The organism is Methylobacterium sp. B4 (genome assembly GCF_003201865.1).
Classification (GTDB): Bacteria; Pseudomonadota; Alphaproteobacteria; order Rhizobiales; family Beijerinckiaceae; genus Methylobacterium.
The window spans coordinates 20,226-42,472 of sequence record NZ_QJJJ01000029.1; the positions used below are offsets into that span (position 1 = coordinate 20,226).

20 protein-coding genes are annotated in these 22,247 nt (G+C 68.7%); 5 read left to right on the plus strand and 15 right to left on the minus strand.

Annotation, left to right across the window (positions count from 1 at the left end; genetic code table 11):
- The first annotated feature begins 57 nt into the window (after positions 1–57).
- The gene (gene purH, locus BY998_RS21670; RefSeq protein WP_110353772.1) at positions 58–1,656 is read left to right on the plus strand and encodes a bifunctional phosphoribosylaminoimidazolecarboxamide formyltransferase/IMP cyclohydrolase; all 1,599 of its coding nucleotides are present in this window, start codon (positions 58–60) and stop codon (positions 1,654–1,656) included.
- A 111-nt stretch (positions 1,657–1,767) separates the two neighbouring features.
- On the opposite strand, the gene BY998_RS21675 is transcribed toward purH, so the two are convergent.
- From BY998_RS21675 to BY998_RS24875, 5 genes are all read right to left on the minus strand, one after another.
- Positions 1,768–3,504: an MFS transporter gene (locus tag BY998_RS21675; protein WP_110353773.1), complete on the minus strand. Its 1,737-nt coding sequence runs from the start codon at positions 3,502–3,504 to the stop codon at positions 1,768–1,770.
- Between the two features lie 244 nt (positions 3,505–3,748).
- On the minus strand, positions 3,749–5,434 hold the full coding sequence (locus BY998_RS21680; protein WP_110353774.1) for a cation acetate symporter: 1,686 nt from the start codon (positions 5,432–5,434) through the stop codon (positions 3,749–3,751).
- Complete coding sequence (locus BY998_RS21685; protein ID WP_110353775.1) at positions 5,431–5,817, minus strand: DUF485 domain-containing protein; 387 nt, start codon at positions 5,815–5,817, stop codon at positions 5,431–5,433. The genes BY998_RS21680 and BY998_RS21685 overlap by 4 nt, the downstream gene beginning before the upstream one ends.
- Positions 5,818–6,160: 343 nt before the next feature.
- Positions 6,161–8,110, minus strand: coding sequence for an acetate--CoA ligase (gene acs, locus BY998_RS21690; RefSeq protein ID WP_110353776.1), 1,950 nt, complete (start codon positions 8,108–8,110; stop codon positions 6,161–6,163).
- Positions 8,111–8,380: 270 nt separating this feature from the next.
- On the minus strand, positions 8,381–11,059 hold the full coding sequence (locus BY998_RS24875) for an ATP-binding protein (RefSeq protein WP_245421695.1): 2,679 nt from the start codon (positions 11,057–11,059) through the stop codon (positions 8,381–8,383).
- Positions 11,060–11,299: 240 nt separating this feature from the next.
- Between BY998_RS24875 and BY998_RS21700 the strand changes: the two genes are divergently transcribed.
- A complete protein-coding gene (locus BY998_RS21700; RefSeq protein WP_110353777.1) occupies positions 11,300–11,776 on the plus strand; it encodes a phasin in 477 nt (158 codons plus the stop codon).
- Between the two features lie 182 nt (positions 11,777–11,958).
- Entirely contained in the window at positions 11,959–12,285 is a 327-nt protein-coding gene (locus BY998_RS21705) for a hypothetical protein (protein WP_110353778.1), read from the plus strand.
- 84 nt (positions 12,286–12,369) lie between these two features.
- Here BY998_RS21705 and BY998_RS21710 read toward each other — a convergent pair whose 3' ends face one another.
- A complete protein-coding gene (locus BY998_RS21710; RefSeq protein WP_110353779.1) occupies positions 12,370–13,032 on the minus strand; it encodes a L,D-transpeptidase in 663 nt (220 codons plus the stop codon).
- Between the two features lie 417 nt (positions 13,033–13,449).
- Between BY998_RS21710 and BY998_RS21715 the strand changes: the two genes are divergently transcribed.
- Entirely contained in the window at positions 13,450–13,971 is a 522-nt protein-coding gene (locus BY998_RS21715; protein ID WP_146221826.1) for a hypothetical protein, read from the plus strand.
- Positions 13,972–13,996: 25 nt separating this feature from the next.
- Here the strand turns inward: BY998_RS21715 and BY998_RS21720 are convergent, their stop codons facing one another.
- The 9 genes from BY998_RS21720 to hisB form a co-directional block, all read right to left on the minus strand.
- Positions 13,997–14,518: a response regulator gene (locus BY998_RS21720; RefSeq protein WP_110353781.1), complete on the minus strand. Its 522-nt coding sequence runs from the start codon at positions 14,516–14,518 to the stop codon at positions 13,997–13,999.
- Between the two features lie 270 nt (positions 14,519–14,788).
- Entirely contained in the window at positions 14,789–15,925 is a 1,137-nt protein-coding gene (locus BY998_RS21725) for a transglycosylase SLT domain-containing protein (RefSeq protein WP_110353782.1), read from the minus strand.
- A 373-nt stretch (positions 15,926–16,298) separates the two neighbouring features.
- The gene (gene coaA, locus BY998_RS21730; RefSeq protein ID WP_110353783.1) at positions 16,299–17,312 is read right to left on the minus strand and encodes a type I pantothenate kinase; all 1,014 of its coding nucleotides are present in this window, start codon (positions 17,310–17,312) and stop codon (positions 16,299–16,301) included.
- Positions 17,309–17,632, minus strand: coding sequence for a phosphoribosyl-ATP diphosphatase (locus BY998_RS21735; RefSeq protein WP_110353784.1), 324 nt, complete (start codon positions 17,630–17,632; stop codon positions 17,309–17,311). The genes coaA and BY998_RS21735 overlap by 4 nt, the downstream gene beginning before the upstream one ends.
- Positions 17,633–17,752: 120 nt before the next feature.
- Positions 17,753–18,529, minus strand: a complete 777-nt coding sequence (gene hisF, locus BY998_RS21740; RefSeq protein WP_110353785.1) for an imidazole glycerol phosphate synthase subunit HisF — start codon at positions 18,527–18,529, stop codon at positions 17,753–17,755.
- Positions 18,530–18,561: 32 nt separating this feature from the next.
- Entirely contained in the window at positions 18,562–19,308 is a 747-nt protein-coding gene (gene hisA / locus BY998_RS21745; protein ID WP_110353786.1) for a 1-(5-phosphoribosyl)-5-[(5-phosphoribosylamino)methylideneamino]imidazole-4-carboxamide isomerase, read from the minus strand.
- 43 nt (positions 19,309–19,351) lie between these two features.
- Complete coding sequence (hisH, locus tag BY998_RS21750) at positions 19,352–20,014, minus strand: imidazole glycerol phosphate synthase subunit HisH (RefSeq protein WP_110353787.1); 663 nt, start codon at positions 20,012–20,014, stop codon at positions 19,352–19,354.
- Entirely contained in the window at positions 20,011–20,505 is a 495-nt protein-coding gene (locus tag BY998_RS21755) for a DUF2628 domain-containing protein (protein WP_110353788.1), read from the minus strand. Before BY998_RS21755 ends, hisH begins: the two co-directional genes overlap by 4 nt.
- Positions 20,506–20,521: 16 nt before the next feature.
- Positions 20,522–21,109 carry an imidazoleglycerol-phosphate dehydratase HisB gene (hisB, locus tag BY998_RS21760; RefSeq protein ID WP_110353789.1) on the minus strand — a complete coding sequence of 196 codons (588 nt, stop codon included), beginning with the start codon at positions 21,107–21,109 and terminating at the stop codon, positions 20,522–20,524.
- A gap of 200 nt (positions 21,110–21,309) precedes the next feature.
- Here hisB and BY998_RS21765 point away from each other — a divergent pair, with 200 nt between their 5' ends.
- Positions 21,310–22,215 carry a metallophosphoesterase gene (locus BY998_RS21765; RefSeq protein ID WP_110353790.1) on the plus strand — a complete coding sequence of 302 codons (906 nt, stop codon included), beginning with the start codon at positions 21,310–21,312 and terminating at the stop codon, positions 22,213–22,215.
- Positions 22,216–22,247 lie beyond the last annotated feature (32 nt).

Sequence of the window (22,247 nt, forward strand, 5' to 3'; positions counted from 1 at the left end):
CGGCCGGTTCCGTGCTACCGCGCGCGCGATTTCCCTCGACGATTCAAGGCCACAACGATGCCGCGCGACCAGATCCGGGTCACCCGCGCCCTCCTTTCCGTTTCGGACAAGACCGGGCTGACGGCCTTCGCGGCCGCCCTGAACCAGCGAGGCGTCGCTCTTGTCTCGACGGGGGGCACCCACCGGGCGCTGACCGAGGCAGGCCTGCCCGTCACCGAGGTCGCGGAGCTGACGCGCTTCCCCGAGATGATGGACGGTCGCGTGAAGACGCTGCATCCGGCCGTCCACGGCGGACTGCTCGCGGTGCGCGACAATCCCGAGCATCAGGCGGCGCTCGCCGCCCACGGCATCGGCGCCATCGATCTTCTCGTGGTCAATCTCTACCCGTTCGAGGAAACGCTGAAGGCCGGCAAGGCCTATGACGACTGCGTCGAGAACATCGATGTCGGCGGGCCGGCCATGATCCGGGCGGCCGCCAAGAACCACGCCGACGTGGCAGTGGTGGTCGACGTCGCCGACTACGACGCCATCCTCGCCGAACTCGCCGACCATTCGGGCAACCTCACCGCCGCGACCCGGCGGCGGCTGGCGCAGAAGGCATTCTCGCGCACGGCCTCCTACGACGCGGCCATCGCCAACTGGCTGGCCGAGGTCGAAGGGGGAAGTGAGGCTCCGACCTTCAAGGCGCTCGGCGGCACGCTGGCGCAGAGCCTGCGCTACGGCGAGAACCCACATCAGACAGCCTCGTTCTACCGCCTGCCCGGCACGCTGCGCCCCGGCATCGCCACCGCACGGCAGGTGCAGGGCAAGGAGCTTTCCTACAACAACCTCAACGACACCGACGCCGCCTACGAATGCGTCGCCGAGTTCGACCCCGCCCGGACGGCGGCGGTGGCGATCATCAAGCACGCCAATCCCTGCGGCGTGGCGCAAGCACCGAGCCTGCTGGAGGCCTATGAGCGGGCGCTCGCCTGCGATCCGACCTCGGCCTTCGGCGGTATCGTCGCCCTGAACCGCCCCCTCGATGCCGAGGCCGCGAAGAAGATCGTCGAGATCTTCACCGAGGTCATCATCGCCCCGGACGCCTCCGAGGAGGCCATGGCCATCGTCGGTGCCAAGAAGAACCTGCGGCTCCTGCTGGCGGGCGGCCTCGCCGATCCGCGGGCGAAGGGCGAGACCATCCGCACCGTGGCAGGCGGCTTCCTCGTCCAGGGCCGGGACGCGCTGAGCGTGGACGACATGGACCTGAAGGTCGTCACCAAGCGGCAGCCGAGCGAGGCCGAGCTTGCCGACATGCGCTTCGCCTACCGCGTGGCCAAGCACGTCAAATCGAACGCCATCGTCTACGCACGGGGCGGCGCCACGGTGGGCATCGGCGCCGGGCAGATGTCGCGGGTCGATTCCTCGATCACCGCCGCGCGCAAGGCCGCGGAGGCGGCGCAGCGCCTCGGGCTCTCCGAAAGCCTGGCCAAGGGCTCGGCGGTCGCCTCGGACGCCTTCTTCCCCTTCGCCGACGGCCTGCTCGCCGCGGCAGAGGCCGGGGCCACCGCCGTGATCCAGCCCGGCGGCTCGATGCGCGACAACGAGGTGATCCGCGCCGCCGACGAAGCGGGTCTCGCCATGGTGTTCACGGGTGTGCGCCACTTCCGGCACTGAGACACCGCCGTCGTCGCGTCGTCTTTCGCCGGAGCACATGGCTTTCGAAATGAAGAAGGCCCCGCCTCGCGGCGGGGCCTTTTCCGTATGGGCGGATCCGATCCGAGGGACTTAGGCCAGGATATCCCGGTCCTTGGTCTCGGGGATGAAGATCAGGCCGATCACGAAGGTGAAGAGCGCGATCACGATCGGGTACCAGAGGCCGAAATAGATGTCGCCGGTCTGGGCCACCATCGCGAAGGCGGTGGCGGGCAGGAGACCGCCGAACCAGCCGTTGCCGATATGGTAGGGCAGCGACATCGAGGTGTAGCGGATCCTGGTCGGGAACAGCTCCACCAGCGCGGCGGCGATCGGGCCGTAGACCATCGTCACGTAGAGGACGAGGATCGTCAGGATGCCGACCACCGCGAGCTTCTGGCCGGTGAAGATGTCGATTGGATTCGCGGCCTTGATCACGGTCGGGTTGGCCGTCGCGGAGGGGTAGCCCGCCTCGGTCAGCGCCGCCGGCACCGCCTTGGAGAAGTTCGGGTCGGCGACGGGGAAGTCGCGGCCGTTGACGCTGACCACGGTCGGGGTGCCGGCCGGCTGGTTCTCGGTGGTGTAGTTCACGGCCGAGCGGGCGAGCAGCGCCTTGGCGATGTCGCACTCCTTGGTGAACTTGGCGGTGCCGACCGGATTGAACTGGAACGAGCAGTCGTCCTTGTTCGTCTTCACCACCACCGGCACGCTCGCCTGGGCCGCGTGCAGGGCCGGGTTGGCCTGGGCGGTCAGCAGGTTGAACAGCGGGAAGTAGGTGAGCGCCGCGATCAGGCAGCCGCCGAGGATGATCGGCTTGCGGCCGATCCGGTCCGAGAGGCCGCCGAAGAACAGGAAGCCGCCGGTCGCGAGGATCAGCGACCATGCGATCATGATGTTGGCCGTGAACTGATCGACCTTCAGGATGCTCTGCAGGAAGAACAGCGCGTAGAACTGGCCGGTGTACCAGACCACCGCCTGGCCGGCGGTGAGGCCGAGCAGGGCCAGCAGGGCCCACTTCGCGTTCTTCCACTGGCCGAAGGCCTCCGAGAGTGGCGCCTTGGATTGGGTGCCCTCCGACTTCATCTTCTGGAAGGCCGGGCTCTCCTGCATCTGCAGGCGGATCCAGACCGAGATGCCGAGCAGGACGACCGAGACGAGGAACGGGATGCGCCAGCCCCAGACCTGGAAGGCCGTCAGCGTGGTCGTGGTGCCGTCCGCGTTGGTCACCGTCGTGGCCGGGAAGGCGCTGTTCACGTAGCCCTGCGTCGAGAGGATGATAACCAGCGAGAGCAGCAGGCCCAGCGTCGCCGTCGTCTGGATGAAGGCGGTGTAGAAGCCGCGTCGTCCGGGAGGAGCGTGCTCGGCCACGTAGACCGCTGCGCCGCCATACTCACCGCCGAGCGCGAGGCCCTGGAGCATGCGCAGGGCCAGCAGCGTGACCGGCGCGATCCAGCCGACATTGTAGGCCGCGAGCGTCGAGTAGGAGGGCAGCAGGCCGACGCAGAAGGTCGAGATGCCCATGATCAGGATGGTGACGAGGAAGGTGTACTTGCGCCCGACCATGTCACCCAGTCGGCCGAAGACCAGGGCGCCGAAGGGGCGCACCAAGAAGCCCGCGGCGAAGGCCAGCAGCGCGAAGATGTTGCGCGTCGCCTCAGGGTAGGCGGAGAAGAACTGTGCGCCGATGATCGCGGCGAGCGAGCCGTAGAGATAGAAATCGTACCACTCGAAAACGGTCCCGAGCGAGGAGGCCATGATGACCTTCTTCTCGCCCGCAGTCATCGGCCTGACTGCGTCCCCGGACCGCGGTACCGCGGTTGCCCCAGCCATCGTCGTCGCTCCTCCAGATCACGCTCCGCGCGGGTGTTCGGTCATCCGACTTCTCCCGCTTCATGCGCTCGGCGCATGTGCACGATCGTGTTACCGCATGCCTCGAAAGCGCCCAATAGGTAAATCGCGATGCAGGCTGCGTAGTTGACAGAATTTGCGCGGCTGTGGCGGATGAATTTCCTACGACGCGAAGCGGGCGCGGCCGAGGAGGCCGCGCCCGCGATCCTTGGGTCTGCGTCGAGGCTCAGTGCGCGTGGGCGCCCGAGGCTCCGATGCCGGTCTCCGAGCGCACGTACTGGGCGTCGAAGGCGGCCCGCTCGCGGTTCCCCCGGCGCGTCCGGTCGAGCGTCGAGACCACCCAGATCGTCACGAAGGCGAGCGGCATCGAGAACAGGGCCGGGTTGGCATAGGGGAACAGCGCCTTCGGGTGCCCGAAGGTCTTCACCCAGACCGCATCCGACAGAACCACCATGACGACCGCCGCGACGAGGCCGACGAGGCCGCCGAGGAGGGCACCCCAGGTCGTGGTGCCGCGCCACAGGATCGACATGGCCAGGACCGGGAAGTTGCAGCTCGCCGCCACGGAGAAGGCGAGGCCGACCATGAAGGCGACGTTCTGGTTCTCGAAGACGTAGCCGAGATAGATCGCCACGATGCCGATGCCGACGGCGGAGGCCTTGGAGAGATTGACCTCCGCCTTCTCGGTCGTGCGACCGCGGGCGAAGACCTGGGCGTAGAGATCGTGGCTGATCGCCGAGGCGCCGGCCAGCGTCAGGCCCGCCACCACCGCGAGGATGGTCGCGAAGGCCACCGCCGAGATGAAGCCGAGGAAATACGGCCCGCCGACGGCGTTGGCGAGGTTCACGGCCACCATGTTGGTACCGCCGACCATGTCCTTGATCTTGTCGTAGGTCGTGCCGTCCGCGCCGAGCTTGAAGTAGCTCGGGTCCGACATCAGCAGGGCGATGCCGCCGAAGCCGATGATGAAGGTGAGGATGTAGAAGTAGCCGATCAGGCCGGTGGCATAGAACACCGACTTGCGGGCGGCCTGGGCGTCCGACACCGTGAAGAAGCGCATCAGGATGTGCGGCAGGCCCGCGGTGCCGAACATCAAGCCGACGCCGAGCGAGATCGAGTCGATCGGGTTCGAGACGAGGCCGCCCGGCGCCATGATGGCGTCGCCGTTCGGATGCGTCTGCGTGGCCGTCGCGAACAGCTTCTCCGGGCTGAAGCCGTACTTGTAGAGCACGGCGCCGGCCATGAAGGTGGCGCCGCCCAAGAGCAGGCAGGCCTTGATGACCTGCACCCAGGTCGTTGCCTTCATGCCGCCGAAGGCGACGTAGACGATCATCAGCGCGCCGACGATCACCACGGCGTAGAGGTAGGGCAGGCCGAACAAGAGCTGGATCAGTTTCCCGGCGCCGACCATCTGGGCGATCAGGTAGAAGGCCACTACGACCAGCGTGCCGGTGGCCGAGATGATGCGGATCGAGGTCTGGTCGAGGCGGAAGCTCGCCACGTCGGCGAAGGTGAACTTGCCGAGGTTGCGCAGGCGCTCGGCGATCAGGAACAGCACGATCGGCCAGCCGACGAGGAAGCCCGTCGAGTAGATCAGCCCGTCGAAGCCGGACGAGTAGACGAGTCCCGAAATGCCGAGGAACGAGGCCGCCGACATGTAGTCGCCGGCGATCGCCAGGGAGTTGGTGCGCGCCGAGATACCGCCGCCCGCGGCGTAGAAGTCGGCGGCCGATTTCGAGCCCTTCGCCGCCCGGTAGGTGATGCCGAGGGTGAACAGCACGAAGAACAGGAACATGAAGATGGCGGGCCAGTTCGTGGCCTGCTGCTGCACCGCGCCCAGATCGGGCCCGGCGGCGAGCGCCGGGGTTGCGCCGAGAAGAACGGCGCCGAGGAATGGGACGAGGCGGCTCATTTGGCGAGGCTCCGGATGAGTTCGGCCGAGAGCCGGTCGTAGCGGGTGTTGGCGCGGGCGACGTAGATGCCCGTCAGCACGAAGGCGAAGACGATCACGAACATGCCCATGTAGAAGCCGAGCGAGGCCGTTCCGCCGACCTTAGTGGCCAGGAGCGCCTTGTCGAAGGCGATGAGGCCGATGAAGCCGAAGTAGACGAACAGCATCAGGCCGGTCAGGATCCAGCCGAAGCGGGTGCGGTCGTGGACCAGGGTCTTGAAGATCGGATGGTCGGCGATGCGGTCGAGCCGGTGATCGGGCTCGGGCATCTCCAGGGCTCCGTTCCCGTGATGGGTGCGGGCATCCGCGGTCGCGGACGAGCCGGCCGTCTGTGTGACGCTCATGAAATTCCTCCCGCCCGATCAACCCCGCACGTCGGCAGGGCCCGCGGCTTGTTCGTCTTGAAGGTGATCGCGACGCGGTCGTCGTTGTTCCGCTTCGTTGCGGAGCCCGGTCAGGAACCGGGAGCAGTGCCCCGGTGCCAGGGTCGCTAGGTGTGAACCTTCGAAAGGCCGATTGCAACGGCAGTGACGCTAAGTCTCTGCCGCATCTCGCTTTCTTTCGCTGGCTTCTAGCTAGGATGCAAGGCGAGCGCCGGGTGCCGACGCGGCACGGGCAACGCGCCGCGTCGTGACATGCGCTTCCTGCCATGTGTCCCGCCGCGTCGTTGCGGCGGGACGGAACGGGTCAGGCCGAGCGGTTCTGACGGTTCTCGATCAGGTCTTCGACGACCGCGGGTTCGGCGAGCGTCGAGGTATCGCCGAGCGAACCGAAATCGTCCTCGGCGATCTTGCGCAGGATGCGGCGCATGATCTTGCCCGAGCGGGTCTTGGGCAGGCCGGGGGCGAACTGGATCAGGTCGGGCGAGGCGATCGGGCCGATATCCTTGCGGACCCAGGTGACCAGTTCCTTGCGCAACTCGTCCGAGCCGTCCTCGCCCTCGTTGAGGGTGACGTAGGCGTAGATGCCCTGGCCCTTCACGTTGTGGGGATAGCCCACCACCGCGGCCTCCGAGACCTTCGGGTGCGCCACCAGCGAGGACTCCACCTCCGCCGTGCCCATCCGGTGGCCGGAGACGTTGATGACGTCGTCCACGCGGCCCGTGATCCAATAGTAGCCGTCGGCGTCGCGGCGCGCGCCGTCACCGGTGAAGTAGAGGTTCTTGTAGGTCGAGAAGTAGGTCTGCTCGAAGCGCTCGTGGTCGCCGTAGACCGTGCGCATCTGGCCCGGCCAGCTGTCCTTGATGCAGAGGTTGCCCTCGCAGGGACCGTCGAGCTCCTTGCCCTCGGCATCGACCATCACCGGCTGCACGCCGAAGAAGGGGCGGGTCGCCGAACCGGGCTTGAGCTTCGTGGCGCCGGGCAACGGGGTGATGAGGATGCCGCCGGTCTCGGTCTGCCACCACGTGTCGACGATGGAGCAGCGCGAGTCGCCGACCACGCGGTAGTACCAGTCCCAGGCCTCCGGGTTGATCGGCTCGCCGACAGAGCCGAGCACCCGCAGCGATTTGCGCGAGGTCTTCTTCACCGGCCCCTCGCCGCCGCCCATGAGCGAGCGGATCGCGGTCGGCGCAGTGTAGAAGATGTTGACGTTATGCTTGTCGATCACCTCCCAGAAGCGGGAGTTCGACGGATAGGTCGGGATGCCCTCGAACATCAGCGTGGTCGCGCCGTTCGCGAGCGGCCCGTAGACGATGTAGCTGTGGCCCGTCACCCAGCCCACATCCGCCGTGCACCAGTAGATGTCGCCCTGGTGGTAATCGAAGACGTATTCGTGCGTCATCGCGGCGTAGACGAGGTAGCCGCCGGTGGTGTGGACCACGCCCTTCGGCTGGCCCGTCGAGCCCGAGGTGTAGAGGATGAAGAGCGGATGCTCCGCCTCGACCGCCTCGGCCGGGCACTCGTCGGTCACCTGCTCGGCGGCCTCGTGGTAGTAGACGTCGCGGCCGGGCTCCATCGCCACGTTGCCGCCGGTACGCTTGACCACGATGACGTGGTCCACGAAGTCCGCCTCCAGGCGCTTGATCGCCTCGTCCACATTGGCCTTGAGCGGCACCTTGCGACCGCCGCGCAGACCCTCGTCGGCGGTGATGACGAGCTTCGAGCCGCAGCCCTTGATTCGGCTCGCGAGGGAGTCAGGGGAGAAGCCGCCGAAGACGATGGCGTGGATCGCGCCGAGCCGCGCGCAGGCCAGCATCGCGTAAGCGGCCTCGGGGATCATCGGCAGGTAGAGCGTGACACGGTCCCCCTTGCCGACGCCGCGGTTGCGCAGGACGTTGGCCATCCGGCATACTTCCGCGTGCAGCTGCCGGTAAGTGATGTGCTTCGACTCGTTGGGATCGTCGCCTTCCCAGATGATCGCGGTCTGGTTGCCGCGGCTCTCCAGGTGGCGGTCGATGCAGTTGAGCGCGACGTTGGTCTTGCCGTCCTCGAACCATTTGATCGAAACGTTGTCGGGCGCGAAGCTGGTATTCTTGACCTTGCTGAAAGGTGTCGACCAGTCGATCCGCTTGCCGTGCTCAGCCCAGAACGTCTCCGGATCGGAGACGGAAGCAGCGTACATTTCCTTGTACTTGGCGTCGTCGATCAGGGCGTGCTCACGCCACGCGTCTTGAACGTCGATGACCTTCTCGCTCATGTCGTTTCTTCCCTGACGGTTCCCGATCGTATCGCGAAGGTCCGCGCAGCCGGGGCTTATCCAAACTCTTAAGCGCAGATGAACAGACCCGGCAAGCGCCAAAAAGTCGAAGCTCGCGGTTTTGGGCAACAGAATTGCACAAAATTAAATCGCGCATCGAAGAGCCGGCGCCTGGACTGGTCGTTCCCTACGAAAACCCGCGAGCGCGCGGGGTTGATCCCACCCGGCGAGGGTCGCATCGGCGCTGGCGGCGAGACCGGCCGTTGCGCGTCAGGCGGCCGGAAACATCATCTCGATGAGGGTGCCCTCGGCCTTGCGGCTGCTGATCCGGAAGCGCCCGCGATTGGCCTCCACCAGGGCTTTTGTCAGCGGAAGGCCGAACCCCTTCTCCTCGCCCTCTGCCGGCCCAGCATCGGCCCGGAACGGTTCGAGGGCGCTCAGCATTTCGTCCTCGCTCATTCCCGCCCCCGTGTCGCGCACCCGCAGAGCGACCTCGCCGCGCTCGGCCAGGGTGGTCGAGACGATGACCTGCCCGCCGGCCTCGCTCGCCTGGATCGCGTTGCCGAGCACCGTCAACGTCGCCTGCCGGATCGAGCGCTCGTCGGCCCGCAGCAGCGGCAGGTCCGGGGCGAGGCTGGTGCGCAGGACGATGCGGTCGCGGGCCGCCTGGGCCTGCCGCGCGGCGATGCAGGAAGCGACGAGATCGTTGAGGGCGAGATCGGCGAAGGTCAGGTGACTGCGGCCGGCCTGGATCTCGGCAAGGTCGCGCAGGTCGTCGATCAACCCGCCGATCCGACCGCCGGATAGGCGCACCTCACGCAGATAGGCCTCCAGCCGCTCGGCATCCGCCCGGTCGAAGCGGTCGGAGAGCATCATGTCGGTGAGGCTCAGGATGGCGTTGAGCGAGGGCCGGATCTCGCGGCTGACCCGGGCGAGGGCGTTGGCCTTCCAGATCGCGACCGACTCGGCCTCCTCCCTCCGAGCCGGCTCGATCGCCCGGACCGCCGGGGCCTCGTCGCGGATCTCCCGCAGGCTGGCGCAGTAGCCCGGCGCATCCTCGCCGAGGAGCCGGGCGATGCGCAGGCGTAGGGCGGCGGCGCCGGTTCGGGCGGTGACGGCGTGAAGCTCGCTGGCGCCGGAATCGCGGGAATCCGTCACCGCCGCTTCCAGGGCAGGCAAGCTGTCGGGCGAGAACAGGTCGGCGAAGCGGCCGCCCACGATCTCGCGCGGATGCGCGTGCACGAGTTCGGCCGCGCTCGGGTTCAGGCCGACGACGCGCCCCTCCCCGTCGAGGGTGACGACGCCCTCCTCCAGGCTGTCCAGCACCTTCTCCGCCCGCAGCCGGGCGGCGTTGGGCGGGACGAGCGGTGCCTCGCCGGTGGCCGCGGCGGGCAGGGCTCGCACGAGGCAGATCTCGGCCGCGGCCCCCTCCCAGACGAGATGCGCGTGATCGACGAGCAGCGCCACGGTGCTGCCCTCGGCCCCGGCGAAGGGCGTCGCGCCGGCATTCCGGCGCTCGGACGGCGGAAGGCCGCGGAACAGATGGTCGAGCCCCGCCCGCCGCAGGGCGGACAGGTCGGCGTAGCCCGTCAGGTCGAGGAAGGCCCGGCTCGCGAACAGCGCCTCGCCGTCGCGGTAGACCAGCACGCCCAGCGGCAGGCTTTCGAGAAGCTCGGCCAGCGCCGAGCGCGCGCGGCCCTCGGCCTCGGCGAGGCGACCCGGCGGCATCGGAAACGGCGTCACCGAGCCGCCCGACGGGAGGTCGGCGCGGGGCGGGGCGGGCCCCTCCTCCAGGGCGGATTCGTCGGCGGCGAAGCGCAGTCCGAGAAGACGGGCAACCTCGCGGAAGGCGGCGTGCTCGTTGACCGAAAGACCGGCCTCCCCGCCGTCCGACGGTATCTCGCCCGATCCGCTCTCGTCCGCCGCCCGATCCGTCCTTCCGGCCGTCTGCTCGGACTCTACCTGATCAGCCTCTTGCCGATCGCCCTCTTCCCAATCCGCCGCGTCCCGAAGCGCCTCATGCCGAAGCACCTCTTGCCGAAGCACCTCTTGCCGAAGCGCCTCCCCGGCCTTGTCATCGGCCTCGACCGGGCGCGGACGCCGCTCGCCCAGGATCGCGAAGCCGCCGAGGCCCGAGAAATCCTGGTTCGGGCGGCCCGCCGGGGCACCGGACATTTCGAGCGCGTGTTCGAACAGGCGGCCCCGAACCACGAGCGGCAGCGCCCGAAAGGTCCGGCGCTCGGTCAACGCCCCAGCGAAGGCTGCCCCCTCGATCACGCCATCGGCCGCCAGCCCCTGCCAGTCCCGGCCGGTCAGCACTTCGGCGAGGTCCGGATGCGTCGGGGAAAGATGGGTGAGCACGCCCTCGGCGTCGCTGCGCCAGACGAAGCGCGCGGGTACCTCGGCGGTCTCTACGGGAGCGGGCGGCTCCGCGGTCCGCAAATCGACGGGATTTACTGCTTCCGACGACTTGTCCGCCTCGACCGGCCTCGCGTCCTCGGGCACCGCGATGGTCGCGGCCGAAGCCTTCGCGACATCGGCCGGCCGCAGCGTCGGCAGCGCGCCGATGGGCGCGAGCAGGATCGCCGACCGTCCCGGCTCGATCGCGACCCGGGCGGCGAGGCCGACGACGGGAGAAGCAACCCCGCGAGGATCGAGGCGCAGTCGCACGAGACGCGGCCGACCCTCCAGGGAACCGGCGCGGCGGATCTGCTCGCCCAGGCGCAGCGACGGGAGCACCGTGCCGTCCAAGGCGGCGATGCCGGCACGCAGGGCGAGTGCCGAACCGGCGGCGTGCAGAATCGCCTCCGCGCCTGCATCGAAGACGAGAAACGGCGCGCCTTCCCGGACGAGGTGAGCCGTCGACGTTTCCTCCCGCCACCGCGCGAGGGCGTCAGCGAGGACCGGATCGCCCTCGGGCGAACCTGCCTGTCCTGCGCGGTCCGACATCCGAACCCTGGTCATAAGCCCCTTCATGGCCCTATCGACGGTCGCTTGGGGCAATATCACGGCGCCTTGTGTAACTTAACCGGCGCCGGACGTGGACACTGAAGCCTGCCGACACACGTTTATCAACTGGTAACCTTAATCGGCCCTGCGGGGCTGGCGAAAGTGCCACCCCTGCGCTATTTTGCACCGCACATTGTGCGCCGCACAAAGAGCGCCCGATGCAACCCTGAGGAGACAGGTATGAGCAACACCCCGAATTACGAAGTTCCGGCCGAGATGCGGGACTTCGCCGAGAAGAGCGTCGATCAGGCCCGCAAAGCGTTCGATTCGTTCATCGGCGCCGCCCGCCGGACCGCCGAGACGGTGCAGGGCTCGACCGATCTGGCGCGTTCCAACGCCACCAGCATCTCCTCGCGCGGCTTCGAATACGCCGAGCAGAACGTCAACGCGGCGTTCGACCTCGCGCAGAAGCTCGTTCGCGCCCGCGACGTGCAGGAGGCCATGCAGCATCAGGCGGAGTTCGTCCGCGCGCAGTTCGCCGCAATCCAGGCCCAGGCCAAGGAGTTCGGCGGACTGGCCCAGAGCGCGTTCCAGCAGAGCGCCGAGAACGCCAAGAGCGCGATGCAGCAGGGTGCGGCCGAGGCCCGTCAGGCCTACGAGCAGGGCGTCGAGACCGCCCGCGAGAACGCCAACGACGCGCAGAAGGCGACCTCCTGACGCCTTCCCCACGGCGATCGGGGCACAGACCCCGGTCCTCACCCGCGTCCGACGGCCCGCCCCCTCCGGTGCGGGCCGTTTTCGTTCAACGGCTCCTTCGCCCTTTTTCCGCCGCCCGAGGGCAGCAAGGCTCACGCTCTGCCGGCCCCGCCACGCGCCGGCCCAGCGGAGATCCCGATTCCATGCGCCCCGCCCGTATCCTCGGCTTTGCGGCCCTGCTCGCCCTCGCTGCTGGGGGCCCCGCGCCCGCACAGGCCCAATATTACGACGACGGCTACGATGCCCCTCCGCCGCGCGCCCGCGTCTATCGCGACCGCGACTGGGGCGGCCCGCCGCCGCGCCGCGCCGTGGGCCTCAACTGCGATGCCGTGCAATCCGGCATCGGCGGCCTGCAGCCCTTCTCCTGCCCGCTGCCGGGCCCGCGTCCACTGGGCGCCCGCTGCTTCTGCGATATGCCGGTCTCGTTCCTGAACGGACCGCGCACGGCCGTCGGCCGCGTCGCTCCCTGACGCCGGAGCCCCGACGCAGAAAGGGGCCGCGCCAGTGCGTCCGGCGCGGCCCCTTTTTGAAGGGCTCAATGAACGCGGGAGGCGTCAGTTCACGACGACCGTGGCGCCGACCTTCACCCGCGAATAGAGGTCGGTCACGTCCTCGTTGGTCATGCGGATGCAGCCCGAGGACACCGCCTGCCCGATCGTGTCCGGCTCGTTGGAGCCGTGAATGCGGTACTCGGAGCGGCCGATATACATGGCGCGCGCACCCAGCGGGTTCTCGATGCCGCCGGCCATGTAGCGCGGCAAGTCGGGGCGGCGGGCCAGCATGGCGGCCGGAGGGGTCCAGCTCGGCCACTCGCGCTTGGCGGTGATCTTGTTCACGCCGCTCCAGGTGAAGCCCGGACGCCCGACGCCGACGCCGTATCGGACCGCCTGCCCACCGGGCAGCACGTAGTAGAGGCGCCGCTCGGCGGTCGACACCACGATCGTGCCGGGGGCGTAACGGCCGTTGAAGGAGACGATCTCGCGCGGGATCTGCGCGACCTGGGCCTGCGCGGCCTCGGCCTGGCCATACCCCTGGGCGCTCGTACCGCGCTGGTTGGCGTATGGGTCGTAGACGGGCCAGCCGCCGCGCGAGGACTGCTCCTCGTAGTAATCGTCACCGTCCGAGCCGAACGGATCGTAGGGCGCGGCATGCGCCGTGCCGGCCGCGAGAACACACACGCCGACAACGCCGGCGACAACAGATGCCAGGGTCTTCATCGAGAGGCCTACCTGTGCAGTAATCTTTGCTATTACAAGCGTGACTGTGCTTCGTCGGTTCCCGGCTGTTTACGGATTTTCCACGACTCGGCCGTGTGCCCGCTCACATGAGCTTGGCCATACGGCCACGGTTACTCCCTGGGGCCGGCCGCGAGGCGCGTCTTGGGTAGTGTGACTTGGGCAGTGTGACTTGGGCAGTGTGACTCGGGCATCCGGTTGAGCCGGTCGCTTGCGGCTGCCAGGGGGAACAAGGCCGCGCGTGCGCCAATGAGACCCGGCTGGAACAGGCCCATAGAAAATCTCAAGACAAGCCAATCAAAGCACTGATTTCTATCGAAAAACTCTCATCGACATCAGCCTGCACGGAAGCAGGTTTGATTTCTCGACAGTAGCGCCCTAGCCTTGCCGCCCCGAAACTTGGAAGAGGTCGAAGGTATGGTGGGATGGATCCTCGGCAAACTGAAGTGGATCATGGTCCTATGCGCTGTCGGCGGACCGATCGTGGCGCTGGCCTGCTGGCAAGACGGTCATCGTCGGCGGGACGTGATGGCGATGGGGGTTCAGACCGAGGCGGCCATCGATAGCGCGACGCGGGTCAAGCGGCGCCGCGGCGGAACCACCTACAAGCTCGACCTCAGCTGGGCGGATCGCGGCGGTCTCCGGCACAAGGCGGAGGGAGTCTCCATCTCGCACGCCCTCGCCGCGCAGTTGATCGTCGACGACCGACTGGCCGTCGCCAGCCTACCCATCAAGTATATCATGGGCGAAGCCGGATCGCCGAAGGGTGACGAGAACGTCATCGTTCTGGATGACACCGCCCATCAGGAGCAGACCGACCGAGAGCTCATTTATGTCGGTTCGGGTGCGGGCGTCATCGGCCTGATCGGCGCGGGCCTGTTCTTCCTGCCCCGCCGACGCCGCGAGGCGGTTGCGGCCTAAATCGCGGCAGGCGCGGCCCCCGCGCTCAGCTCACCGGGGGCGAGGGGTCGCGGGCGGCCCGCTCGGCCTCCAACAATACGTCGAGGGCGCGCCAGGGCTTGGGGATGAACACCGCTCCATCGGGCAGCGTCGTCCCGGGCTCGGGCTCCACGCCCGAGGTCACGACGAGGCGGGTGCGCGGCCATAGGGTGGCGATGGCGCGGGCGAGTTGAAGCCCGTCCATGGCGCCCGCGAGACGGATGTCGGCGAAGACCAGGGCGACATCGCCGCCCTTTTCCTGAAGGAAGCTCAGGGCCTGCTCGGCGCTGTCGCAGCCGACGACGCGCAGCTCAGTCTCTTCGAGCACGCTCTCAGCGAGATCGCGGGTCGCCACATCGTCTTCGACGACGAGGGCGACGCGCGGCTCCGGGCGAAGGTCCCGCTCGGGCTCCGAGGGATGCGAGCGGTCCACCCGGCGCACCAGGGCGGCGAGATGATCGGGAATGCCCTCGGCGACGAGGTTGTCGTAGCAGGAGGCGAGCGCCTCGCCGATCTGGTCGAGCTGCATGCCTGGCGACAGAGAATCACCGGCCCGGCCGCGATACGTCCGATCTCGAAACGAGCCGTTCAAAGCGAAACGATCCTCTCCCAAGGCCTGCGGCGGAAGCCATCCCGCAACCGCTCCGTTGCCCGTCGCCGATCCGGAGGGCAGACGCGGATGGTGGTGGATGACCCGGTACAGGACATCAAAGCGGACCGGGGCCGCTCAGTTGCAACGAGGGAAGATTTTCGCCGTCGGGCCCCACCGCGCGGCGGGGGGCCGCAGCCTCCTCTCAGGTCACTGGGCCGTCTCGGCGTCGGCAACGGCGATCAGCCCGGCGACGCTGCGCACGTCGCGGTAGCGGTCACCCCGGGCGCTCATCATCGCCTCGAACTTCTGGTGAACCTGGGCAACGGAGAGGCTGGCCGGCTTGCGGTGACGACCGCGACCGGTGGTCCCGCCGAAGAAGATCGATCGGTTGGCGCGCGCCGGGCCGGGCAGGAGCGTGGCGGCGGCCGAGGTCGGCTGGTCCACGACCTTCGACAGGAAGTTCTCGGCGTCCTCGGGGCCGAGGAAGTGGGCGAGGTAGACTTCGCCGAGCGACAGTTCGCGTCCGATCTTGAGGGCGATGCGGCCGGCGTCGCGCTTGAGCATCTCACCGGCCATGACCGCCGAGAGATAGGGATCGCGGCGCATGTCGAGGATGCGGGCGCGTTCGGCCTGATCCTGGACGCTCGGACGGTCGTTGCCGTCCGGCACAATCAGGGCGGCGTCCTTGTCGTACCCGTATTTGGGTCCGAAATCGCGGATCACCCCGAGCCAGGTGCGCTCGATGAACTGGTACAGGCCGGTGGCCGAGGAGGTCTTGGCCTGCACGGCGGTGATGAAGCTCGATTCCTTATCGGCGACCGCCATGAGCAGGACCGGATCGGTCTCGACGGCCTGCGCTGCCTTGACGATGGTCTGCACCAAGTGGCGGCGGATCTTCATCGGTCCGAATTCGAGGATGTCGTTCGGATCGCCGCTGGAGGTCTGCGAGAGCAGGAAGTCGTAGGAGACGCGATCGACGGTGTTGGTGCCGAGCTCGCTGTCGAGCCCGTCCACCGCGCGGAAGCTGGAGGAGGCCGCCAGCACCGACGGGACCGGTGCCTCCGGCGCGAGCGCCTGCAGCCGGGGCTTGGGCATCGAGAGGTCGCTCGCCGCCTTGGTCGAGGCCTCGGCCCGGCCGAGATCGGTGCCTGCATTGAGCAGGACCGCGCTCAGGCCGCCGGCGAGCAGGGTCATCGAGAGGACGGAGCGCAGCAGCGCGGTGCGGCTGCCATGGTCGCGCCCCGTGCGGGCGGAGAGGGTGATGACGTCGGCGTTCGAGGCGGGGCGCCCGCCCTTGCGGGGGTCCCGGGTGGTCCGTTGCGATCCGATCGTACGGCCCTGCATCGTTGTCGTCGCTCACTCTTCGTGATGGCGCCAGCGGCGTATGAGCAACAGTTACGCCTCCGGATGTGGCGCAAACACGGCCGAGGTTGTGTCATCCCCAGGGCAAGCCGGGGCAATTTGCGGGCAAGCTAAGCCGTTTGAGCGGTTATCCCCGGTGTTTTCCACGGACGGTCGAGATCCACGGACTTTCACGCTGCGGGTCGATCGGACGACGGCGCGCCGGGATCGGTGCGGATGCGTTCCGGCACCATCGAGGCGAGGCCAACAAAGGACGCTTGGATGACGACGGTCGCCGAGCCGATGCAACGTCGATGGGACGTTCCGCCAATCGGGCCACCGGCAGCGAACGGCAAGGCCTACGCCGGCCCGCGGCTCACAACCGCCGCAGCGCGACGCTCTCGATGCGGTGGCTCGGCCCCTTGGCCAGGATCAGACTCGCGCGCTGGCGCGTCGGGAGAATGTTGTCGCGCAGGTTGGGCAGGTTGATCGTGGTCCAGAGCCGGTCGGCGATCTCCAGCGCCTCGGTCTCGGTCACCTCGGCATATTTGCGGAAGTAGGAGAGCGGGTCGCGGAAGGCGGTCTGGCGCAGGCGCAGGAAACGGTTGACGTACCAGCGATGGAGGTCGTCCTCGTGCCCGTCGAGGTAGATCGAGAAGTCGAAGAAGTCGGAGACGAAGGGAATCGCCGTGCCGTCCCGCGGCAGCCGGGCCGGCTGAAGGACGTTCAACCCCTCGACGATCAGGATGTCGGGGGATTCGATCACCTGCTCCTCGCCGGGAACCACGTCGTAGACGAGGTGGGAATAGACCGGCGCCGCGACGCGCTTGTGGCCGGCCTTGATGTCGGCGAGGAAGCGCAGCAGGGCGGCGCTGTCGTAGCTCTCGGGGAAACCCTTGCGCTCCATCGCCCCCATCCGCTGCAATTCGGCGTTGGGATGGAGGAAGCCGTCGGTCGTGATGAGATCGACCTTCGGAGTGTTGGGCCAGCGGGCCAGGAGCGCCTTGAGCACCCGGGCCGTGGTCGACTTGCCGACCGCCACGGAGCCGGCGAGCCCGATGATGTAGGGCACCTTGGCGTCGTGTTCGGCGAGCAGGAAGCGCTGGGTCGCCTTGAACAATCCCTGCGTCGCCGCGACGTAGAGCGAGAGCAGGCGCGAGAGCGGCAGGTAGATCGCCACGACCTCCTCGATGGAGATCGGGTCGTTGAGGGATTGCAGCCGGCCGATGTCTTCGGCGGTCAGCGTCAGCGGCGTGTCGGCGCGTAGTTGCGCCCATTCTTCGCGGCCGAAAATCCGGTAGGGCGAGAGGCGACTCGGCCCCTGGCCGGTCACCGGATTCTGGCGCTCCTCCGGTTCGATCCCAGCCGACGGGATCGGCGCGCCGATCATGTATGCCTCCGCGCCGCCTTCTCGGCGATGCCGCTCTGCGCCGTGCGCCGATCCAACTCGGCCATGACGTCGCTCAGCGGCACGCCGACGGTCCTGAGCGTCACCACGAGGTGGTAGAGCACGTCGGCCGCCTCCGAAACGAGCGCCTTCCGGTCGCCCTGCACCGCGGCGATGGCAGCCTCGACCGCCTCCTCGCCGAGTTTCTTGGCGGCCTTGGCCGGCCCCTCGGAAAGGAGCTTGGCGGTATAGGAGGTCTCGGGAGGCGTGCCGGCCCGGCTGTCCACCAGGGCGGCGAGGTCGTCGAGGCTGAACTTCGTCATCAGGCGTACAAGCGGAAACCGTACCATGCGGCATCGCATGATCGGATACCGGCTCACCGGACCCTGCGCAGGGCGGGCGCCCCGGTCAAGGGGCGCGGGCACCGCCGTTGCGGTTACCCATTACGGATCGAGCCGCATCGCAAGGCCCGCGGCGGCCATGTGGGCCTTGGCCTCACCAACCGTGTGCTGGCCGAAATGGAAGATCGAGGCCGCCAGCACCGCGCTGGCGCCGCCGTCGCGCACGCCCGCCACGAGGTCGTCGAGCCCGCCGACGCCGCCCGAAGCGATCACCGGCACCCGCACCGCGTCGGCGATGGTGCGTGTCAGCGCGAGGTCGTAGCCGGAGCGGGTGCCGTCCTTGTCCATGGAGGTGACGAGAAGTTCGCCTGCCCCCCGCTCGGACACGGTGCGGGCGAACTCGACCGCGTCGATGCCGGTGGGGTGGCGCCCGCCATGGGTGAAGATCTCCCACCGCGCGGCCTCGTCCGGGCCGGAGACGCGCTTGGCGTCGATGGCCACGACGATGCACTGGTCGCCGAACTTCTCCGCCGCCTCGGCCACGAAATCGGGGTTCTTCACGGCGGCCGTGTTGATGCCGACCTTGTCGGCGCCCGCGAGCAGGAGCGTGCGCACGTCGGCCACGGTGCGCACGCCGCCGCCGACGGTGAGCGGCATGAAGCAGGCCTCCGCCGTGCGGCTCACCACGTCGAGCAACGTGCCGCGGGCCTCGTGGCTCGCAGTGATGTCGAGGAAGCAGAGTTCGTCGGCGCCGGCAGCGTCGTAGACCTTGGCCGACTCGACCGGGTCGCCGGCATCGCGCAGTTCGAGGAACTGCACGCCCTTCACGACGCGCCCGTCCTTCACGTCGAGGCAGGGGATGATGCGGGTCTTGAGCACGGAGCGGCTTTCAGGCTGTCAGAATGCGGCGATCATTGCGCGGCGCCGCCTTTCGCCCGAGCGATGGCGGCCAACGCCTCCTTCGGATCGATGCGCCCGTCGTAGAGGGCGCGGCCGGTGATGGCGCCGGCCAGCACCGCGCAGTCCGGCTCCAGCAGGCGCTCCACGTCGGCCATCGAGGCAAGGCCGCCGGAGGCGATGACCGGGATGTTCACGGCCGAGGCGAGCGCCAGGGTCATCTCGATGTTGAGGCCCTTGAGGATGCCGTCGCGGGCGATGTCGGTGTAGATGATGGCGGCCACACCCGCATCCTCGAAGCGGCGCCCGAGCTCCTCGGCGGTCATGCTGGAGGTCTGGGCCCAGCCCTCGACCGCCACGCGCCCGTCCTTGGCGTCGATGCCGACGGCGATGCGGCCGGGGTGGCGGCGGGCCGCCTCGTGCACGAAGGCGGGGTCGCGCACCGCGGCGGTGCCGATGATGACCCGGCGCACGCCCTTCTCAAGCCAGCCCTCGAGGGTGCGCATCTCGCGCACACCCCCGCCGAGCTGCACCGGAAGCTTGATCCGCGCCAGGATCGCGTCGACGGCCGCCGCGTTGCGCGGCGCGCCGGCGAAGGCGCCGTCGAGATCGACCACGTGCAGCCAGGAGAAGCCCTGCATTTCGAAGGCTTCGGCCTGGGCGGCGGGGTCGTCGTTGAAGACCTTGGCCTGGGCCATGTCGCCCTGAACGAGGCGGACGCAGCGTCCTTCCTTGAGGTCGATGGCCGGATACAGGATCACGCGCTTGGCTCGCCGAAAACGGGGTATCGGATCTGGCGCGCCCTCAGGGGCGCCAGCGCAGGAAGTTGCCGAGGAGAGCGAGGCCCAGGCGCTGGCTCTTCTCGGGATGGAACTGGGTGCCGGCCATGTTGTCGCGCGCCACCAGCGCCGTGACCGGGCCGCCATACTCGGCATGGGCCACGACTTCGGCCGGTTCGGCGGCCTTCAGCGCGAAGCTGTGGACGAAATAGGCGTGTAGGCCGCCCTCGCCCGTCTCGATCCCGGCGAGCAGGGCGTGCTCGCGGTCGAGATGCAGCGTGTTCCAGCCCATATGCGGAATCTTCAGTTGCGGATCGGCGGGCTCGATCGGGGCGACGTCGCCGGCGATCCAGCCGAGGCCCGGCGTCTCCTCGTATTCGAGGCCGCGGCTCGCCATGAGCTGCATGCCGACGCAGATGCCGAGGAAGGGCTTGCCCTGCTCCCGCACGGCCTTCGTCATCGCCTCGACCATACCGGGCACCGAATCGAGGCCGCGCCGGCAATCGGCGTAGGCGCCGACGCCGGGCAACACCACGCGGTCGGCCCCAGCCACGATCTCGGGCCGGTCGGTGACGACGATGCGCGTGCCGTCGAGCCCGGCCTCGCGGGCGGCGCGCTCGAAGGCTTTGGTCGCCGAATGGAGGTTGCCCGATCCGTAATCGATGATCGCGACGGTCTGCACGCTCACCGTCCACCCTCGCTGGCCGGGAAGAATCCGAAGGGCGCATCCTCGTCGCGGCGGGCGACGGGGCGCGCGCCGGCCTGGGGCTGGGCCGCGGGGCGGGCCGGCGCCTCCGCATCGAGCCAGCGGGCGACAGCCTTCATCTCCGCCTCCTCCTGCGAGCCGGCGATCACCGCGTCGCGGGCGGGCCGGCCCCGACGGCCGTAGGTCCAACGGCGCAGGCTCGACGCCTCCAGGCCGATCAGCAGGCTCGCGAGCCCCGTGACGACGAGTGCCGCGAAGGGCGAAAGGCCGAGCGCCCGGCCCGCCAGCGCGAGCCCGACGAGGCCCAGGAGAACGATCAGCGCGGCGAGCCAGAGCCGGTGGCGCAGGAACCACAGCACGGTGAAGGCGAAGGCGCTCCAGGAGAAGCCGTCCCGCACGAGTTCCGCCCGCTCTAGCGCGGAGGCGTCACCCCGGACGGAGCCCTCGGGAACGTGCAGCGTATAGGTCCGCATCCTCGTCTCCCGGCTCCTAGAGCGATCCCTTGGTGGAGGGCACGCGGCCCTCCTCCCGCGGATCGATGGCCACGGCCTTGCGCAAGGCACGGGCCAGCCCCTTGAACAGGCTCTCGGCAATGTGGTGGGCGTTGTCGCCGTAGAGGGTCTCGACGTGCAGCGTGATCCCGGCATTCATCGCGAAGGCCTGGAAGAACTCGCGCACGAGCTCGGTGTCGAACTGGCCGATCTTCTCGACGCGGAAGCTCGTGCGGAAGACGAGGAACGGCCGGCCGGAAATGTCGATCGCCAGACGGCTCAGCGTCTCGTCCATCGGCATGTGGATGTCGGCGTAGCGGGCGATGCCGCGCTTGTCGCCGAGCGCCTTCGCCACCGCCTGCCCCAGCGCGATGCCGATATCCTCGGTGGTGTGGTGCTGGTCGACGTGCAGGTCGCCCTCGCACTTGATCTCGACATCGAACAGCCCGTGCCGGGCGAACAGCTCCAGCATGTGGTCGAGGAAGCCGACGCCGGTCGTGATCGCGGCCTTGCCGGTGCCGTCGAGATCGATCGACACGGATACGTCGGTCTCCGCCGTGCGGCGGCTGATGCTGGCGTTGCGCATCGCGTCCTTAGACTCGAAACCCTGGAGCGGTCGGCCCGCCTGGGCGGCCGGCCGGGCCTGCCTTGTAGTGTGGTTTTGCCCGGCGGGGGAAGGGTTTTGCGGACCGATCCCTCCCGGCTGCCGCGCATCGCCCCGGCGGGCGTCATCCGGCGGTCATGCGGGGGCGCCAGCCTGCCGCGTCGCATCCGTTCGAGGCCGCCATGCTGTCCCGCCGTTCCGTCCTCGCTGGCAGTGCCGCTCTCCTCGCCGGGCCGGTCCGCGCGGCAGAGGGGGTGCTGCGCTTCGGCGTGATCGCCGATCCGCAATATGCGGATGCCGCGCCCAACCTGAAGCTCGGCCGCTACTACGCCAACAGCCTCGACAAGATGCGCGCCGCCGTGGCGACCCTGAACGGCGAGGATCTGCGCTTCGTCGTGACGCTCGGCGACATCATCGACCGCGACGCGGCGAGCTTCGAGCGCATCCTGCCGATCTACCGCACCCTGCGCCACGAGACCCGCTTCGTGCTCGGCAACCACGATCTCGAGGTCGGGCCCGACCAGCTCGGCCGTGTGCCGGGATGGCTCGGGATGGAGCGCGCCCATTACGATTTCGCGGCCGCCGGTCTCCGCTTCGTCGTCCTCGACGGCAACGACGTCTCGCTGTTCGCCCCCCCGCCGGGCGATCCGCGCCGGGCGCTCGCCGAGACGCGGCTGGCCGAGGCAAAGGCGGCGGGGCTGGCCCAGGCGCAACGCTGGAACGGATCGCTCGGCGAAGCACAGATGACGTGGCTGGAGGGCGTGCTGGCGGCGGCCCGCGCGGCGGGCGAGCGGGTCATCGTGCTCTGTCACTATCCGGTCGCGCCCGAGAACCCACACAATCTCTGGGATGCGGGCCGGATCGCCGGGTTGCTCGCCCGGCAGCCGCACGTCGTCGCCTATTTCAACGGCCACAATCACGCGGGAAACTACGCGCAGGCCGACGGCATCCACTACGTCAACGTCCACGGCATGGTAGACACGCCCGACACCTCGGCCTTTGCCGTGGTGGAGATCGCGGGCGACCGAATGGAGATCCGCGGTTTCGGCCGCGAGCCAAGCCGCTCGCTCACCCTCAAAGCCGCCTGAGGCGCCCGTGCTCCGGCGGACCGGAGCCCGTT